Consider the following 14,009-nt stretch of genomic DNA (forward strand, 5'->3'; position numbering starts at 1 on the left):
GATGGGACTCGCACAGAACCTCATCTTCGGGCTGGTTACGGGCTCGTACATCGCCATCGCGGCCATCGGGTTCACGCTCATCTACGGCATCGTGGACATGATCAACTTCGCGTACGGCGAGTACATCACCGCCGGGGCGTTCATCGGTCTGCTCGTGGCCGGGTCGCTCCCGCTGCCACTGCCGGTGGCCGTCCTCGTCGCGATGGCCGGCGGCGGCATCGTCAGCCTCCTGCTCGCGAAGGTGTTCTTCACGCCCATCAACCACACCGGCCCGATACCGATGCTGCTGACCTCTATCGGGCTCGGCCTCATCCTCCGGAACGTGATTCGCCTCGTCGCGGGACGGAGTGCCCGGTACTACGACACGGAGACGACGACGTGGCAGTTCCAGGACGTCCCGGCGCTGAGCGTCGGGTCCGTCGACCTGCTCGGGAGCTTCTTCGTGACCTCCCAGCAACTCGTCGTCGTCGGCTGTGCGGTCGGTGTGTTCCTCGTCCTGCACGGGCTGTTGACCCGGACCGACGTGGGGATCGCGATGCGTGCGATGAGCGACGACGAGGCGCTCGCCCGCGTCCGTGGCATCGACACCCAGCTCATCCGCAACAGTGTCTGGGTGCTCGCTGGCATGCTCGCCGGACTGTCGGGTGTGCTCCTGGGCATCCAGACGAACGTGAGCGTCACGACGGGGTTCAGTCAGATACTCATGATACTGTCGGCCGCCATCCTCGGCGGGGCCGGGAGCCCGTACGGAGCCATCGCCGGTGCGTACGTCATCGGCATCGTGCTTTCGCTCTCGACGGCGTTCCTCCCCTCGGGGATGACGGGCATCTCGTCGGCGGTCGCGTTCATGATACTCGTCGTCGTCCTGCTCGTCAAGCCGAGCGGTATCGCCGGCCGGGAGGTGCGTGAAGCGTGAGCGTACTCGACTCGCTCCCGGACCGCGACTCGGACCTCGCGCTGGTCGTCGGCACCGTCGCCGTCGTCCTCGGGCTCCTCATCGCGTTCTCGCCGGTCACGGCGACGATTCCGGGCGACCTCTACGTGTTCTTCGAGGTCGGTATCCTGTTCGTCATCTACGGCATCCTCGTGCTGGGGCTCGACCTCCAGTACGGGCACACCGGCCTCGTGAACTTCGGGCACGTCGTGTTCTTCGCGGCTGGCGCGTACACGATGGCGATGCTTTCGGCCGTGGATTCGTTCGAGGGAATCGCCCTCGGGCTCCCCTGGCCGGTCGGGCTCGTCGCCGGCGTCCTCGTGGCGGCGGCCCTCGGTGCGTTCGTCGGTGCCACGTCGTTGCGCCTTCGCGGGGACTTCCTCGCCATCGTCACGCTCGCCACCGCCGAGATATTCCACACGCTGTTCGTCAACTTCACGGACGTCTTCGGCGGGACGACCGGCATCTTCGGCGTGCCGACGCCGCTCGGCGACCTCGCGGGCAGTCGCGACGCGACGCTGGTGGCGACGCTCCTGGTGTTCGGCGGGCTCACCGCGCTGACGTTCGCCATCGTCGCGCGGCTCACGGAAGCTCCCTACGGCCGCGTGTTGCGCGCCATCCGCGCCGACGAACTGGTGGCGCGGTCGGTCGGCAAGTCCACGTTCCGCTACAAGATGCAGTCGTTCGTCTACGGGGCCGCACTCGCCGGCTTCGCGGGGGCCATCTTCGCGATGTACAACGGGGCCATCTCGCCGGACTTCTTCGAGTTGCAGGTGACGGTGACCGTCTGGATCGGCATGCTGCTCGGCGGCGCGTCGAACCACCGCGCGGTGCTCGGCGGCCTCGGCATCATCATGGGCCTCCGGCTGTTCTCGCGGTTCGCACAGGACGCCGCACCCGTCACCGCCGGCGAGTTCGCGTCCATCCGGCTCATCGTCGTCGGCCTCATCCTCGTGCTCGTCATCAGGTACCGGCCCGCCGGTATCTGGGGCGACGAACGCGACCTGGAGGTGGACTCGTGACGCTGCTCGACGTCGACAGTCTCGACAAGCAGTTCGGCGGGCTCGTCGCCATCGACGACCTCTCGGTCTCGTTCGACGCGGGCGAGCTGGTCGGGGTGATGGGCCCCAACGGGGCCGGCAAGTCGACGTTCTTCAACTGCGTGAGCGGCGTCGTCGAGCCCGACGGCGGGTCGGTCGTCTTCGACGGTGAGGACGTCACCGGCGTGGAAACCGAAGTGCTCGCACGCCAGGGACTGGTCCGGACGTTCCAGCACACTCGCCAGCTCGACACGATGACCGTCCGGGAGAACGTCAGGCTCGCCGCGCCGGACCAGCCCGGCGAGCGGACCGTCTCGGCGCTGCTCCGAACCGACGGCATGCAGGAGACCGAGGACGCGGTGGCCGAGCGAGCCGACGAACTCATCGAGACGTTCGAACTCACCCGCCTCGCCGACGAGTACGCGAGCAGCCTCTCGGGCGGCCAGCGCAAACTGCTCGAACTCGCACGCGTGCTGATGCTCGACCCGGACCTGCTCCTGCTCGACGAGCCGTTCGCCGGGGTGAACCCCACGCTCACGAACGAGATCGCGGCCCACATCCGCGACCTGAACGACGACGGGATGACCGTGGTCGTCATCGAGCACGAACTCGAGACGCTGACCGAACTCGTCGACCGGCTCGTCGTGCTCCAGCAGGGGAGTCTGCTCGTCGAGGGCGACCCCGAGACCGTACTGAACGACGAGCGCGTCATCGACGCCTACCTGGGTAGCTGACCATGAACGACGCAACGACACTCGACGACACGTCGGACGACACCCGCAGCACGCGGGGAGACCACCTGCTCGAGGTCACCGACCTCGATGCGGGCTACGGCGACCTCCAGGTCCTCACCGGCGTCGACATGCACGTCGACGACGGCGAGTACGTCACCATCGTCGGCCCGAACGGGGCCGGGAAATCGACGGCCATGAAGTCGATCTTCGGCCTCGCGGACCGGATGGGCGGCAGTATCACGTTCGGCGGCACGGACATCACCGACTATCCGCCCGAAGAGGTCATCACGGTGGGGATGAGCTACGTCCCCCAGACCGAGAACGTCTTCCCGTCGCTCACCGTCGGGGAGAACCTCCGACTCGGGGCGTACATCCTCGACGACGTGCCCGAGGAGCGCAAGCAGGCGGTGTTCGACCGCTTCCCCGTCCTCGAAGAGCGCCTCGACCAGGACGCTGGCACGCTCTCGGGCGGCCAGCAGCAGATGCTCGCGATGGGCTGTGCGCTCATGCTCGACCCTGACCTGCTGTTGCTCGACGAGCCCTCGGCCGGACTCGCACCCGACCTCGTCGACGTCATGTTCGACCGAATCGACGAGGTGAACGACGCCGGCACCTCCATCCTGATGGTCGAACAGAACGCGAAAGAGGCGCTCCGGCGCTGTGACCGCGGCTACGTCCTCGCACAGGGCGAGAACCGCTACGAGGGCCGGGGCGACGCACTGCTCGACGACGACGAGGTGCGCCGGCAGTTCCTCGGCGGCTGAGGCGGGGCGACTGCTGCCCCGGCTCGGACCGCCACTAGAACGACTGTTCGGTCCCGATTCCGTCCGCGGTCGCCGACTCGTACACTTCTGCCGCGGTTGCCGCGTCGAGGACCGCCGTTCCGACGCTCTCGACCACCAGTATCTCCTCGTCTGACTCCCGACCAGCCTCACCCTCGAACACCGCCGATAGCGGAATCAGGTCCTCGGTGGTCAGGTCGGTCGCCAGCAGGTCACCGATCTCTGCGACCTCCTCGGGCACGTCCGCGAAGACGCGCGCGGCCCGGTCGAACACCGCGGACTCCAGTTCCTGCATCTCGCCGGTGTACGCGCCGACCGCGACGACGAGTGTGCCCGGTTCGAGCGCGTCGGCGGGGAACACGGGCTCCGTGCTGGTCGTCGCCGTCACCACGACGGTCGCGTCCCGAACCGCTTCCTCGGCCGAGTCGACGGCTTCGGCCGGGATGTCGTGCTCGCGGAGGTCGGCCGCGCAGTCCTCGCGCGAGTCACTCGGGGAGTAGATGGCGACGGACTCGACGTCACACAGCGCCGCGATGGCGCGGGTCTGCCAGCGTGCCTGCGTCCCGGCACCGAGTACCCCGACCCGGACGGGGCCACTCGGGGCGAGGTCGCGTGCTGCCAGGCCGCCGATGCAGCCGGTCCGGGCGTTCGTGATGCGCCCGCCGTTCATGAACGAGACGGGCTGACCGGTTCGGGCGTCCGCGAGGACGACCTGCGCGTGGATGGTCGGCAGCCCGCGGTCGGCGTTGCCCTCGTTGACGCCGACGAGTTTCGTCGCGAAGTGGGGCTCACCGTGGATGTACGCGGGCATCGCAAGTCCCATCCCCAGCGGCTCCGGCCCGTCGAGGCCGGTCCCGATGTCGTAGTGCGGGCGGTCCGGCCGTTCGACCGCCCCTCGCCCTTGCTTCACGAGTGCGTCCTCGACCACGGGCGCGAGCGACGGGAGGTCCACGAGCGAGGCGACCTCCTCGTCAGAGAGTACCAGTACCATGTCCGGGGAGTGTCCGGCCGCCGTGTTAACTGTTCGCTCCCTGTGGCTGTTCGCAGGCAGGTCACTTCGTCAACCGCGCCTTGTAGTACACGCCCCGGTCGTCCACCTCGGTTACGGACCACGGCGTGCCCACGCAGGCGTCTCGCAGCCGGTCGGGCGACACGAGCAGGAAGTGCAACGTCTCCCCGACGAGGCGCTCTCCGTCGCGGTCGTACTCGAAGTGGAAGGTCCGGTGTGCGACACCCCCGCGCGGGTCTGGCCGGTACCCGAACATCTCGCCGGGGTCGTCGAGCGCGGCAGGGTCGTACTCGTCGACCCACGCGGTCGCGTCGCTGGTCGTCACGCGGGCGAACTCACAGAGCAGGGACCGGATTCCCGCGATGGAGCCACCGAGGCCGAGCTGGGTCCCGTTCGCGAGCAGGCTCGGGAACCGGTTCGTGGGATAGGGCATGTCGAACATGTCCGCGACGTGGGCGTCCTCGATTCCGCGTTCGCGGGCTGTCTCGACCGCACCGGGGCTCACGTCGAAGGCCGTGACGGGAACGTCGTGTCTCTGCAGGAACAGGGCGTGTTTCCCGCTCCCGCAGCCGACGTCGAGTACGGGGCCATCGAGCGCGAGCAACCGGTCCGGGAAGTCGCTGTCACCCTCACCGAGTTCGGTGAAGTAGTTCTCGTGGATGTGGCCGTCAGCCGTCTCGGCTCCATCCACGTACTGGCACTCGCCGCGGAGCCCGCCGCGCTGGTAGTCCAGCATGGCGGTCCCCAGTGGGTCTCTGGACACACTCTAGTTAACACACCTCAAATTACAAAAATCTGCAATGAAATGTGGTAGCACCTAGCGTCGACAGCTCCGGTTCCGGGTGCCGTGTCGAACTGGCTATCTCAGGTTCTCGACTCACCGACCGCGAGCACCCCGACCAGCACCAGCCCGGCAGCCAACGAGCCCAACAACACCGCGAACGCGGGCTGGAACCCCGCGATGTCGGAGACGATACCGACGACCGCGGGTGCGACCGCCCCGACGCCCATGAGGGCGGTCCGGACCACGCCGAGCCCCCCGCCAGCGACGGAATCGGGAATCAACTCGACGAGGTAGGCGCCCCGAACCGGCCGGAAACCGTGGCTGCCGAGCCCGAAAGCGACGACAGACGCGGCGAGGACGGGAAGGGGACTCCGCGGAAGCGCGACGACCAGCGCCAGCCCGACCGTCGCCAGCGCCAGCGTCCCGCCGATGACCGTCAGCCGGCCGAGGCGGTCGCTCACGTCGCCGGTGACGACCTGCACGAGGCTCACGAGGAACAGGCTCGAGTACAGGGTTCCGGCCGTCGCTGGCGACAGCCCCGCTGCTTCTTCGAGGTACAACGGCAGGAACGCGACCGCGCCGTTGTAGGCGAACGAGAACAGGACGGTCACGCCGACGAAGACGAGGAACCAGCGGTCCGAGAAGAGGGCACGGTAGGCGCTCGCGCCGCCATCGCCGCGCTCCCGCGCTGGCTCCTCCGGCAGCCGACGTGGCACCCGCCACCGGAACAGCCCCGCCAGCACCAGCCCCGCGATACCGCCGCCGAGGAACACCACGTGCCACTCCACACCGCCCGCGGCCAGCGCCCAGACAACGGCGGCCGGCGCGACCACCCCACCGAAGGCCCCGAAGGTGTCCATCACGCCGAGAGCGCGGCCGGTTCTGGCAGGATACACCCGCGAGAGCAGCCGGACCGCGACCGTCTTGTGTGCGCCCGTCCCGGCCCCGACGAACACCATCACGCCAACGAAGACGGCGAACGGGAGCGGAATCGAGAGCGCGAGCGCACTCACGGCTGCGACGATGGCACCGGCAGTCACGACCCGAACACCGCCCACCCGGTCCGCGAGCAACCCAGACGGGAACTGCATCGCGGCGTAGGCCAGCATCAGGGCAGTGAACGCAGACCCGACGACCGCGTTCGAGACGCCGTAGGTACTCTGCAGCGTCCCGAACAGCGGCGGGAACGCGTATCTGAGGAACTTCGCGAGGAACCAGATGAGCGCTGTCAGGACCAGCGCGTCGTACCCGGCGAGGCCGCGCAGTCGGCGGGCCACTCTATCCGAACGGGCCACCGCCGCCGCCACCGAGACCGCCCATACCGCCGCCGCCTTGCTTTTGCATCTTCTTCATCATACGCTGCATGTCGCCGTCCATGCCGCCCTGGAACTGTTTGAGGGTGCGCTCCATCATCTTGTGCTGCTGGAGCAGTTCGCGGACCTTCTCCTCGGGCTGGCCCGAGCCGCGGGCGATGCGCTCGACTTGCTTCTGGCCGATGCCACGCGGATTCTCCATCTCCTTGTCGGTCATCGAGTCCATGATGACCTCGAAGCTGCGCATGCGCTCCTGGGTCACGTCCATGGCGTCGTCGGGCAACTGGTCCTTGATGCCCCCACCGAAGCCCGGAATCATGTCCATGATCTGGTCGAGCGGCCCCATCTTGTTCATCGCGTCCATCTGCTTTTTCATGTCCTTCAGGGTGAAGTTCCCCTTCAGCATGTCCTCGGGGTCCCACTCCTCGTCGTCCTCGGCCTGGGTCTCCTCCATCGCGCGCTCGACGCGCTCGGTGAGCTGCTTCAGGTCGCCCATGCCGAGCAGGCGGGAGATGAAGCCGTCGGGCTCGAAGCGTTCGACGTCTTTGACCTCCTCACCGGTCCCGAGGAAGGCGATGGAGGAACCGGTCTCGTTGACGGCCGCGAGTGCGCCACCACCCTTCGCCGTCCCGTCGAGCTTCGTGATGACGACGCCGTCGATACCGATGGACTCCTCGAACTTCTGGGCCTGCTCTTTCGCGGACTGCCCCATCGCGGCGTCGATGACGAGCAGGTTCTTGTCGGGGTTGGCGACGCCCTCGATGCGCTCTATCTGGTCGATGAGCTCCTGGTTCAGCCCGTCACGACCGGCGGTGTCCACGATGCGGATGTCGGCGTCTTTCGTCGCTTCCATCCCGTCACGGACGATTTCGAGGGGGTCCTCGGCGTCCTCGTCGCCATAGAACTCGACCTCTGCGCGACGTGCCATCTCCTTGGACTGGTCGTACGCGCCGGGGCGGTCCGTGTCAGTCTGGATGATGGCCGGGCGCATCCCTTTCTTCGAGAACCACCAGGCTATCTTCGCCGCGCTCGTGGTCTTCCCGGACCCGTACAGGCCAGCGAGAAGGATGGTCTGATTCTCCAGGGGGAGGTCCGTGGAGTCACCGACCAGTGCGACGAGCTCCTCGTAGACGATTCGGAGCACGAAGTCGCGGGCCGGCGTCCCCTTCGGTGGCTCCTCCTCCAGGGCGCGCGTCTTGATGTTGTCGGAGAGGTCCATCACGAGGGAGACGTCGACGTCGGCCTGCAGGAGCGAACGTTGAATCTCCTTGACGATCTCCTCGACGTCTTCTTTCGAGAGACGGGACTTCCCGCGGAGTTTGTCGAGGGTGCCCCGCAACGAACTCCCGAGGTCGTCGAGTACCATTTACCGTCTGGTAAACGGGTCGTGCGTTAAAGCCTTTTTCTCGGCGCGTGTCTCTCGGGAACCGCTCGTGTCGGTTCGGGGACCGAAACTCGTTCCTGCAGAGCTTTAAGGTGTGGTAACGTATACCAAATGGCGTGGCTGCGTGACCGACGACCACACTGTCATCCCACCTTTCCGCAGTCACTCTCGACCGCCCGCGAGCGCCGCGTCTCTCTGCCACCTGGGACCGCCACCCGACGCGGAGATCTTCCAGTGGCTGGTCGGGCAGCGCCGCTCTCCGGAACACAGACGGGCTGGAGAGAAAGCGCCGCCGACGGTGCAGCCTACTCCTCGTCTTCCTCGAGCAGCCGGGCGACCATCCGCTCGGGGTCGAACCGTTCGAGGTCGTCGTAGTCCTGCCCCACGCCGAGGAACAGGATGGGCTTGCCCGTGACGTGGGCGATGGAGATGGCCGCGCCACCGTTGGAGTCGGCGTCGGCCTTCGTGAGGATGGCCCCGTCGATGGCGGCCGCCTCGTTGAACTTCTTCGCACGCTGGACCGCGTCCTGTCCAGCCACGGCCTCGTCGACGAAGATGGTCATATCCGGACCGACCACGCGTTCTATCTTCTCGAGCTGGTCCATCAGGCCCTCGTTCGTGTGCAGGCGACCCGCCGTGTCGCCCAGAACCACGTCGATGTCGTGGGCCTCGGCGTACTCGACGGCGTCGTAGATGACCGCCGCCGGGTCGCCGCCTTGCTCGTGGGCGATGAGCTTCGTGCCGAGGGTGTCGGCGTGCTCGCGAATCTGCTCGTTCGCGCCGGCGCGGTAGGTGTCCCCGTTCGCCAGCACGGACGAGAGCCCGCGCTCTTCGAAGTAGCGCGAGAGCTTCGCGATGCTCGTCGTCTTCCCGACGCCGTTGACGCCAGTGAAGATGATGACGACGGGCTTTTCGGCCTCTGCGATGCGCGCATCGAAGTCGAACTGGCCGACCGAGATGACGTCGTACAGCGCGTCTGCGAGCGCCTCCTCGACGATGTTCCCCGTCGACTCGGTGAACTTCCGGCGCTCCCCGACGAGTTCACGCTTGATGTTCTCGAGAATCTCGTTGGCGACGCTCATCTCCACGTCGGACTGGATGAGCGCCATCTCCAGCTCCCAGAGCGGGTCCTCGAGGTCTTCCTCCTCGATGACGAACTTGCCGGTGGCGGCCGCCTTCAGCTTGGAGCCGATGCCGGTCGAGCCACTCGTCGACTCCTCGGCGTCGTCCTCGGCCTCGCGGGGGTCGGCCTCCGGAACTGCGTCTGCCGACCCCGGTTCCTCGTCTGCCGACGCTGGCTCTTCGTCCTGCGGGGCTGATTCGACTGCCTCCTCGGGCTCCGGGACCGCCTCGTCGCCGGTGTCGACGGCCGCGTCGTCCGGCGTGGGTTCGGTTGACGCCTCGGCGTCGGCCGCAGCCACCTCGTCGTCGGCTGGCGGCTCCGCCTCGGCTTCGGGTTCCTCCGCGTCGACCTCCTCTTCGGCCGCCTCGGCCTTCTCGTCGGCCGTCTCCTCGACGTCCTTGCGGAAGCTACCCAGCTTCTTCTTCAGGTTGTCGAACATCGCTCTCGATTATTCGTCGTCGCCTTCCTCTTCCGCCTGCTGTTGCATCTGCTGCATCTGCTGTTGCATCTGCTGCTGTTGCATCTGCTGCATCTGCGCCTCGATTTCGCTGTTCTCGTCTTCGAGCTCCGCGATCTCCTCGTTGAGCTCGTCGATGTAGTCGTCGAGGGAGTCCTGCTTGTTCTCCAGGGTCTCGATGGCGCCGTCGCGGTCACGCTCTGCCGCGTAGCCGCCGCCGAGGCCGACGATGATCTCGTCGATGTCCTGGACTTCGGCGCGGATGTACGCGTCGCCGCCGAGCGGGACCTGCACGATGGACTCGGATTCGAGCGTCTCGAGCGCCTCGATGGCCTCGTCGATCTCGCTCTTCTCGTTACGGACCTCGGTGATCTCCTCTTCGATCTCCTGAATCTCGGCCTGGATCGCCTGCATCTCCTGCTGGAGCTGCTGGGCCTGCCCGCCGCCACCGCCCATCATTGTTCCTCGACCTCCGTGATCTCGACCTGGGTACGCTTGACGTTGTGCTTGCTGCCGAAGTTCGCGTACGTGTGCTCGCGTGCGACGTTCTCGTTTGCTGCCTCGATGGTCGTCTCGAACGGGTTCGGCCCGTGACGTGTCTGGAACGTCCCGCGGATAGTAAACTGACTCATGCCCGAGACTGCGTGAGCGAGATGGAAGAATCTTCCCTTCTCCAGCGCTCCCGCTCGTGACGCGTTCTCACACGATTCTGGCACGATACAGAAGTCCCGTCAGTCGATTAGGGAGGAAACAGCAGAACGAGCAGTGGGTGCTCAGTCGATGAGTCCCAGTGCGTCCTCGATGCGACCGAGTTCCGGACCGGTCGTGTCCTCACCGGCGACGTAGCCGTTGTCGTTGACGACGAGGCCGGAGCCGACGAGCGGGGCACCGTAGTTGATGGTGCCGACGTCGGCAGGGACACCGAGGTGGTCTTCGAGGAAGTCCAGTTCGGCGTCGGTGGACTTGGGGTGACACAGCACGCCCCTGTTCGTGGCGACGGCGGCGGTCCCGACCGTACGGACTCCCGCGAGGTCGCCGCGTTCGACGGGGACCTCGAGGGTGTCCTCGACGACCGCGACGGCCTCGTCGGAGAGGTCCGGGTGGACGTACGCGCCGGTGTCGTTGGCGAGCACGATGTTCCCGGCGGCGTTGCGGCGGCCGGGGAGTTCGCCGATGGGACTGTCGACGACCTCGGCGATGCGGTCGAGCTCGCGGTCGCGGACGCGACTCGTCACGACGAGTCCGTTGGAGTTACCGGCGGCTAGCGCGCCGACGGTGGACGAGCCGGCGATGGTGGTCGGGATGACGGGCACCTCGAGTTCGTCGGCCATCGCTTCCTGGACGGACGACTCGATGTCTGGACGGCAGAGGAGACAGTCGTTGGTCGTCCGCGCGAAGACGCCGACGTACGGTGACCCGGCGAACGAGGTACGGAGCACGTTACTCCGCGTGTTCGGCTTCCACGACGGCCTCGCCTTCCTCGTCGAAGCGGGCGGCACGGACGCGGAGCTTGCTCGGGGGCTTCTTCCGGCCGCGCGACCAGACTGCTTCGTTGATGGAGGGGTCGAGACGGACCGAATCCGCGTCGACCTTGAAGTGCTGGGCGAGGTGCTCGCGGATGAGCGTCATCGCTTTGTCTGCACGCTTGTGCTTCGCCTCTGCGTTAACGTCTCGGAGCGGGACGGTGACGACGCGCTCCTCGAAATCACTGGAACTCATTATTCGTCGGTGTCGTTACGTCGCCAGTTGCGGCGCTTGTAGTTCCGCTGGACTTCCATGTCGGTCTTGAGCATGACCCACGCCGGCACGCGACTGTTCTGTCGCTCGAGCTTGGCGAGGCGCTTTTTCTTGGCCTTCGATTTCTTACCCATAGTGGCCGGAAGTACCTCTGCCGAGTTTAAAATGTTGTTCTTTTCCGGGCGCTCCGGCGAGCCACTAGGTGTCTTGGCACGGGCGTTTCCCCTCTGGTCGGTCTACGTCTCGGTGACCCATGCCCGACGGCAGTACGCACGACCGTACGCGTCGCGCAGTCCTCCGGAGTGTGGCAGCGACCGCCGGTTCGGCCGCCGTGGTCGGGACCGTCGGTGCGAGCAGCGAACCGACGACCACGGCCGGTTCGACTACGACGACCGGCGGAACGAGCCCCACGGCCGGAACGACCGGTACCCGGGCATCCGACGCCGGGACGACCGGAACCACCAGCGGTGGCGGGGCGACCATCCGCCGCCAGATGGCGTTCGCGGAACCCGAGGCGTACGAGGGAGAGTACGTCGGCGACTACCTCGTGGTCACGGACCAGGTCACGGCTGCCGTGGACACCGGCGGGGTCTCCCAGTGCGACCTGACCGGGTGGGACCCGTCGAACACCGTGGTCTACGAGGCGGTTCTCACGGACACGCTCGCACGCGACCCGGAAGGGGCCGAGGTACGGGTCGTGGTCGATGGGACGAACGACCCCATCGAGTCGGGGTCGGTGTTCGTCATCAGTACCGCCGACACCTGCGAGGGCGGGTACGTCGGCGTCGGCACCGAATCCGTCTCGAACGCGCGGATTCCAGCGGGGGCTGAGACGACCGCCCCGAAGCAGGACGAGGGTGCTGGCGGCCCACTTCCCGGGTTCGAAGGGGCAGGAGCCGTCACGGCCATCCTCGCGGTGCTCGGCCTCGCCCGCCGGCGTGATTAGAGCCTGAAACGTTCGACCGTCCGGTACTCGGGACCCGCTGGTGTGAGGACGCTCTCGGTGAGGCGGACCTCCTCGACGTGCATCGACCCCGCACCGGGGTCGTTGTCTCGCACACACGCTTGCACCGTCTCTTTGCCCCCGGCGTGTTCCATCCGGGCCAGCGTGACGTGGGGTGTGAACTCGTGCGACTCCGGCGAGAAGCCGATGGCGGTCGTCTCTGCCTCGATACCCTCGTGGAGCGCGGTCATCTCCGCGACCCCCTCGCGGACGCCGAGCCACAGGACGTTGATGTAGTTCAGGGAGGGGAAGACGCCGAGGCCGCCGAAGGTGGCCTCGAACGGGTCGACCTCGGACTCCCTGACACCCGCCTCGACGGCCTCGGTGACGGCGGGGAGGCGGGCCTTGCTCACCTCCCCGAGGAACTTCAGCGTGACGTGGGCCTGCGTCGGGTCGACGAACGTCAGGCCGGTCGCCTCCGCGAAGCAGTCCTGGAGGGCCGCCACGTCCTCGGCGATGTCGTCGGGGAGGTCGATACTGACAAACAGTCGCATGATGCTGTTGACGGCCGACTGGAACTTGAATGTGTCTCCCGTTCAAACCGCAAGAGGGAGTGGCATTCGTTGGCCGGTCAGGGTCCGCGCTCTCCCCGGTGTGGCGGCGCCCCGCAGGGGTCGATTCGGTCGGTTTCCGAGGGTCGCAACCCTTACCCGTGTTCACGGCCAACCGCGTCGTATATGACTGACCGCGAGCGAGACCACGAATTCTCGGAGGGACAGGGTTTCTCGGACCCCTACGACGAGTTCGACCTCGAGCCCCCAGAGCTCGGTGTCGACCCGACGAAGGTGGACCCCGTCGACTCGCGCGTCCTGACGGACATGCTGGACCGCCGCAACGTCGATGCGGACTCGGTCGACGCCGACGAACTCATCGACGTCGGCCTGAGCTACATGGGCATCAACCGCCACGAACAGGCCGCTGACACGTTCGAACGCGCTGCCCGGTTCGCCGAGGAGGATCCGGTCAAACAGGAGGGGTGGGTGAACAAGGGTGTCGCCCACGCCGAGATGGAGGAGTGGGACGAGGCCATCGGTGCCTATCAGGAGGCGCTCCACATCGACGACGAGGGGCCGTTCGCCGCCGACGCGGAGACGAACCTCGCCTACGCACTCTGGGAGTCCGGTGACGTCTCCCGGGCGCTCGAACACGCCGAGCGTGCCGTCGAAATCGACCCGCGTTCGCCCCAGGCGTGGTACAACCGCGGCTTCTTCCTGCTCGAACGCGGCCTCGCCGAGGACGCGCTCAACGCGCTCGACAACGCCATCCGTCTCGGGATGCGCAACGCCGACGTGCTCGGCGAGAAGGCCCGGGCGCTCGAAGAACTCGGACGTGACGAAGAGGCCGAGGAGGTCGCCGAGGAGGCAGAAGAACTTCGCAAACGCGCAGAAGAGGAACTCGTCGAATGATCGTCAACGAGCGACAGACCGAGGAGGGACTGCTGGTCTCCGTCTGCGACCCGGACGTGATGGGCGAGACGTTCGAGGACGGGCCGGTGTCGCTGACGGTCTCCGAGGAGTTCTACGGCGGCGAACACCGCGACGAGGACGCCGTCCTCGACAGCCTGCGCCGGGCGACCGTCGCCAACATCGTCGGCAAACGGTCCGTCGACGTGGCCGTCGAGGCGGGCATCATCGACGAGGACGCGGTACTCGCCATCGAAGGGACGTTACACGCCCAGTTGCTCCGGCTGGGCTGAATTGGAGCACGGA

The 14,009-nt window shown here is 67.0% G+C and carries 18 protein-coding genes; 7 read left to right on the plus strand and 11 right to left on the minus strand.

Features of this window, described 5'->3' with window-relative positions:
* The first annotated feature begins 1 nt into the window (after position 1).
* Genes ACSC1R_RS05705 through ACSC1R_RS05720 form a run of 4 tightly spaced genes read left to right on the plus strand, consistent with a single transcriptional unit; the run spans position 2 to position 3,472 of the window.
* Positions 2–916, plus strand: coding sequence for a branched-chain amino acid ABC transporter permease (locus ACSC1R_RS05705; RefSeq protein ID WP_439028113.1), 915 nt, complete (start codon positions 2–4; stop codon positions 914–916).
* Complete coding sequence (locus tag ACSC1R_RS05710; protein WP_439028114.1) at positions 913–1,956, plus strand: branched-chain amino acid ABC transporter permease; 1,044 nt, start codon at positions 913–915, stop codon at positions 1,954–1,956. Before ACSC1R_RS05705 ends, ACSC1R_RS05710 begins: the two co-directional genes overlap by 4 nt.
* Entirely contained in the window at positions 1,953–2,708 is a 756-nt protein-coding gene (locus ACSC1R_RS05715; RefSeq protein ID WP_439028115.1) for an ABC transporter ATP-binding protein, read from the plus strand. Before ACSC1R_RS05710 ends, ACSC1R_RS05715 begins: the two co-directional genes overlap by 4 nt.
* A 2-nt stretch (positions 2,709–2,710) precedes the next feature.
* Positions 2,711–3,472, plus strand: a complete 762-nt coding sequence (locus ACSC1R_RS05720; RefSeq protein ID WP_439028116.1) for an ABC transporter ATP-binding protein — start codon at positions 2,711–2,713, stop codon at positions 3,470–3,472.
* A 34-nt stretch (positions 3,473–3,506) separates the two neighbouring features.
* On the opposite strand, the gene ACSC1R_RS05725 is transcribed toward ACSC1R_RS05720, so the two are convergent.
* The 10 genes from ACSC1R_RS05725 to ACSC1R_RS05770 form a co-directional block, all read right to left on the minus strand.
* On the minus strand, positions 3,507–4,481 hold the full coding sequence (locus tag ACSC1R_RS05725; protein ID WP_439028117.1) for an ornithine cyclodeaminase family protein: 975 nt from the start codon (positions 4,479–4,481) through the stop codon (positions 3,507–3,509).
* A 61-nt stretch (positions 4,482–4,542) separates the two neighbouring features.
* Entirely contained in the window at positions 4,543–5,262 is a 720-nt protein-coding gene (locus ACSC1R_RS05730; RefSeq protein ID WP_439028118.1) for a class I SAM-dependent methyltransferase, read from the minus strand.
* Between the two features lie 101 nt (positions 5,263–5,363).
* Positions 5,364–6,560: an MFS transporter gene (locus tag ACSC1R_RS05735; protein ID WP_439028119.1), complete on the minus strand. Its 1,197-nt coding sequence runs from the start codon at positions 6,558–6,560 to the stop codon at positions 5,364–5,366.
* A gap of 1 nt (position 6,561) precedes the next feature.
* Positions 6,562–7,962, minus strand: a complete 1,401-nt coding sequence (locus ACSC1R_RS05740) for a signal recognition particle protein Srp54 (protein ID WP_439028120.1) — start codon at positions 7,960–7,962, stop codon at positions 6,562–6,564.
* A 323-nt stretch (positions 7,963–8,285) separates the two neighbouring features.
* Positions 8,286–9,542 carry a signal recognition particle-docking protein FtsY gene (gene ftsY, locus ACSC1R_RS05745; RefSeq protein WP_439028121.1) on the minus strand — a complete coding sequence of 419 codons (1,257 nt, stop codon included), beginning with the start codon at positions 9,540–9,542 and terminating at the stop codon, positions 8,286–8,288.
* A 9-nt stretch (positions 9,543–9,551) separates the two neighbouring features.
* Positions 9,552–10,019: a prefoldin subunit alpha gene (gene pfdA, locus ACSC1R_RS05750; RefSeq protein ID WP_439028122.1), complete on the minus strand. Its 468-nt coding sequence runs from the start codon at positions 10,017–10,019 to the stop codon at positions 9,552–9,554.
* A complete protein-coding gene (gene rpl18a, locus ACSC1R_RS05755; protein ID WP_439028123.1) occupies positions 10,016–10,192 on the minus strand; it encodes a 50S ribosomal protein L18Ae in 177 nt (58 codons plus the stop codon). Before rpl18a ends, pfdA begins: the two co-directional genes overlap by 4 nt.
* A 141-nt stretch (positions 10,193–10,333) precedes the next feature.
* Positions 10,334–10,999, minus strand: a complete 666-nt coding sequence (locus ACSC1R_RS05760) for a translation initiation factor IF-6 (RefSeq protein WP_439028124.1) — start codon at positions 10,997–10,999, stop codon at positions 10,334–10,336.
* A gap of 1 nt (position 11,000) precedes the next feature.
* Entirely contained in the window at positions 11,001–11,279 is a 279-nt protein-coding gene (locus ACSC1R_RS05765) for a 50S ribosomal protein L31e (protein WP_435320043.1), read from the minus strand.
* Positions 11,279–11,431, minus strand: a complete 153-nt coding sequence (locus ACSC1R_RS05770; protein ID WP_261649254.1) for a 50S ribosomal protein L39e — start codon at positions 11,429–11,431, stop codon at positions 11,279–11,281. Before ACSC1R_RS05770 ends, ACSC1R_RS05765 begins: the two co-directional genes overlap by 1 nt.
* 170 nt (positions 11,432–11,601) lie before the next feature.
* On the opposite strand from ACSC1R_RS05770, the gene ACSC1R_RS05775 reads away from it, so the two are divergent.
* Positions 11,602–12,243 carry a hypothetical protein gene (locus tag ACSC1R_RS05775; protein ID WP_439028125.1) on the plus strand — a complete coding sequence of 214 codons (642 nt, stop codon included), beginning with the start codon at positions 11,602–11,604 and terminating at the stop codon, positions 12,241–12,243.
* On the opposite strand, the gene thpR is transcribed toward ACSC1R_RS05775, so the two are convergent.
* Positions 12,240–12,794: an RNA 2',3'-cyclic phosphodiesterase gene (gene thpR / locus ACSC1R_RS05780; RefSeq protein ID WP_439028126.1), complete on the minus strand. Its 555-nt coding sequence runs from the start codon at positions 12,792–12,794 to the stop codon at positions 12,240–12,242. The two genes, ACSC1R_RS05775 and thpR, sit on opposite strands and share 4 nt — an antisense overlap.
* Positions 12,795–12,977: 183 nt before the next feature.
* Here thpR and ACSC1R_RS05785 point away from each other — a divergent pair, with 183 nt between their 5' ends.
* Together ACSC1R_RS05785 and ACSC1R_RS05790 are read left to right on the plus strand one after the other, a co-directional pair.
* Positions 12,978–13,706, plus strand: a complete 729-nt coding sequence (locus ACSC1R_RS05785; protein WP_439028127.1) for a tetratricopeptide repeat protein — start codon at positions 12,978–12,980, stop codon at positions 13,704–13,706.
* Entirely contained in the window at positions 13,703–13,996 is a 294-nt protein-coding gene (locus ACSC1R_RS05790; RefSeq protein WP_439028128.1) for a DUF424 domain-containing protein, read from the plus strand. The genes ACSC1R_RS05785 and ACSC1R_RS05790 overlap by 4 nt, the downstream gene beginning before the upstream one ends.
* Positions 13,997–14,009: the final 13 nt, after the last annotated feature.

It is taken from the genome of Haloarchaeobius ordinarius, assembly GCF_051801355.1.
Classification (GTDB): Archaea; Halobacteriota; Halobacteria; order Halobacteriales; family Natrialbaceae; genus Haloarchaeobius.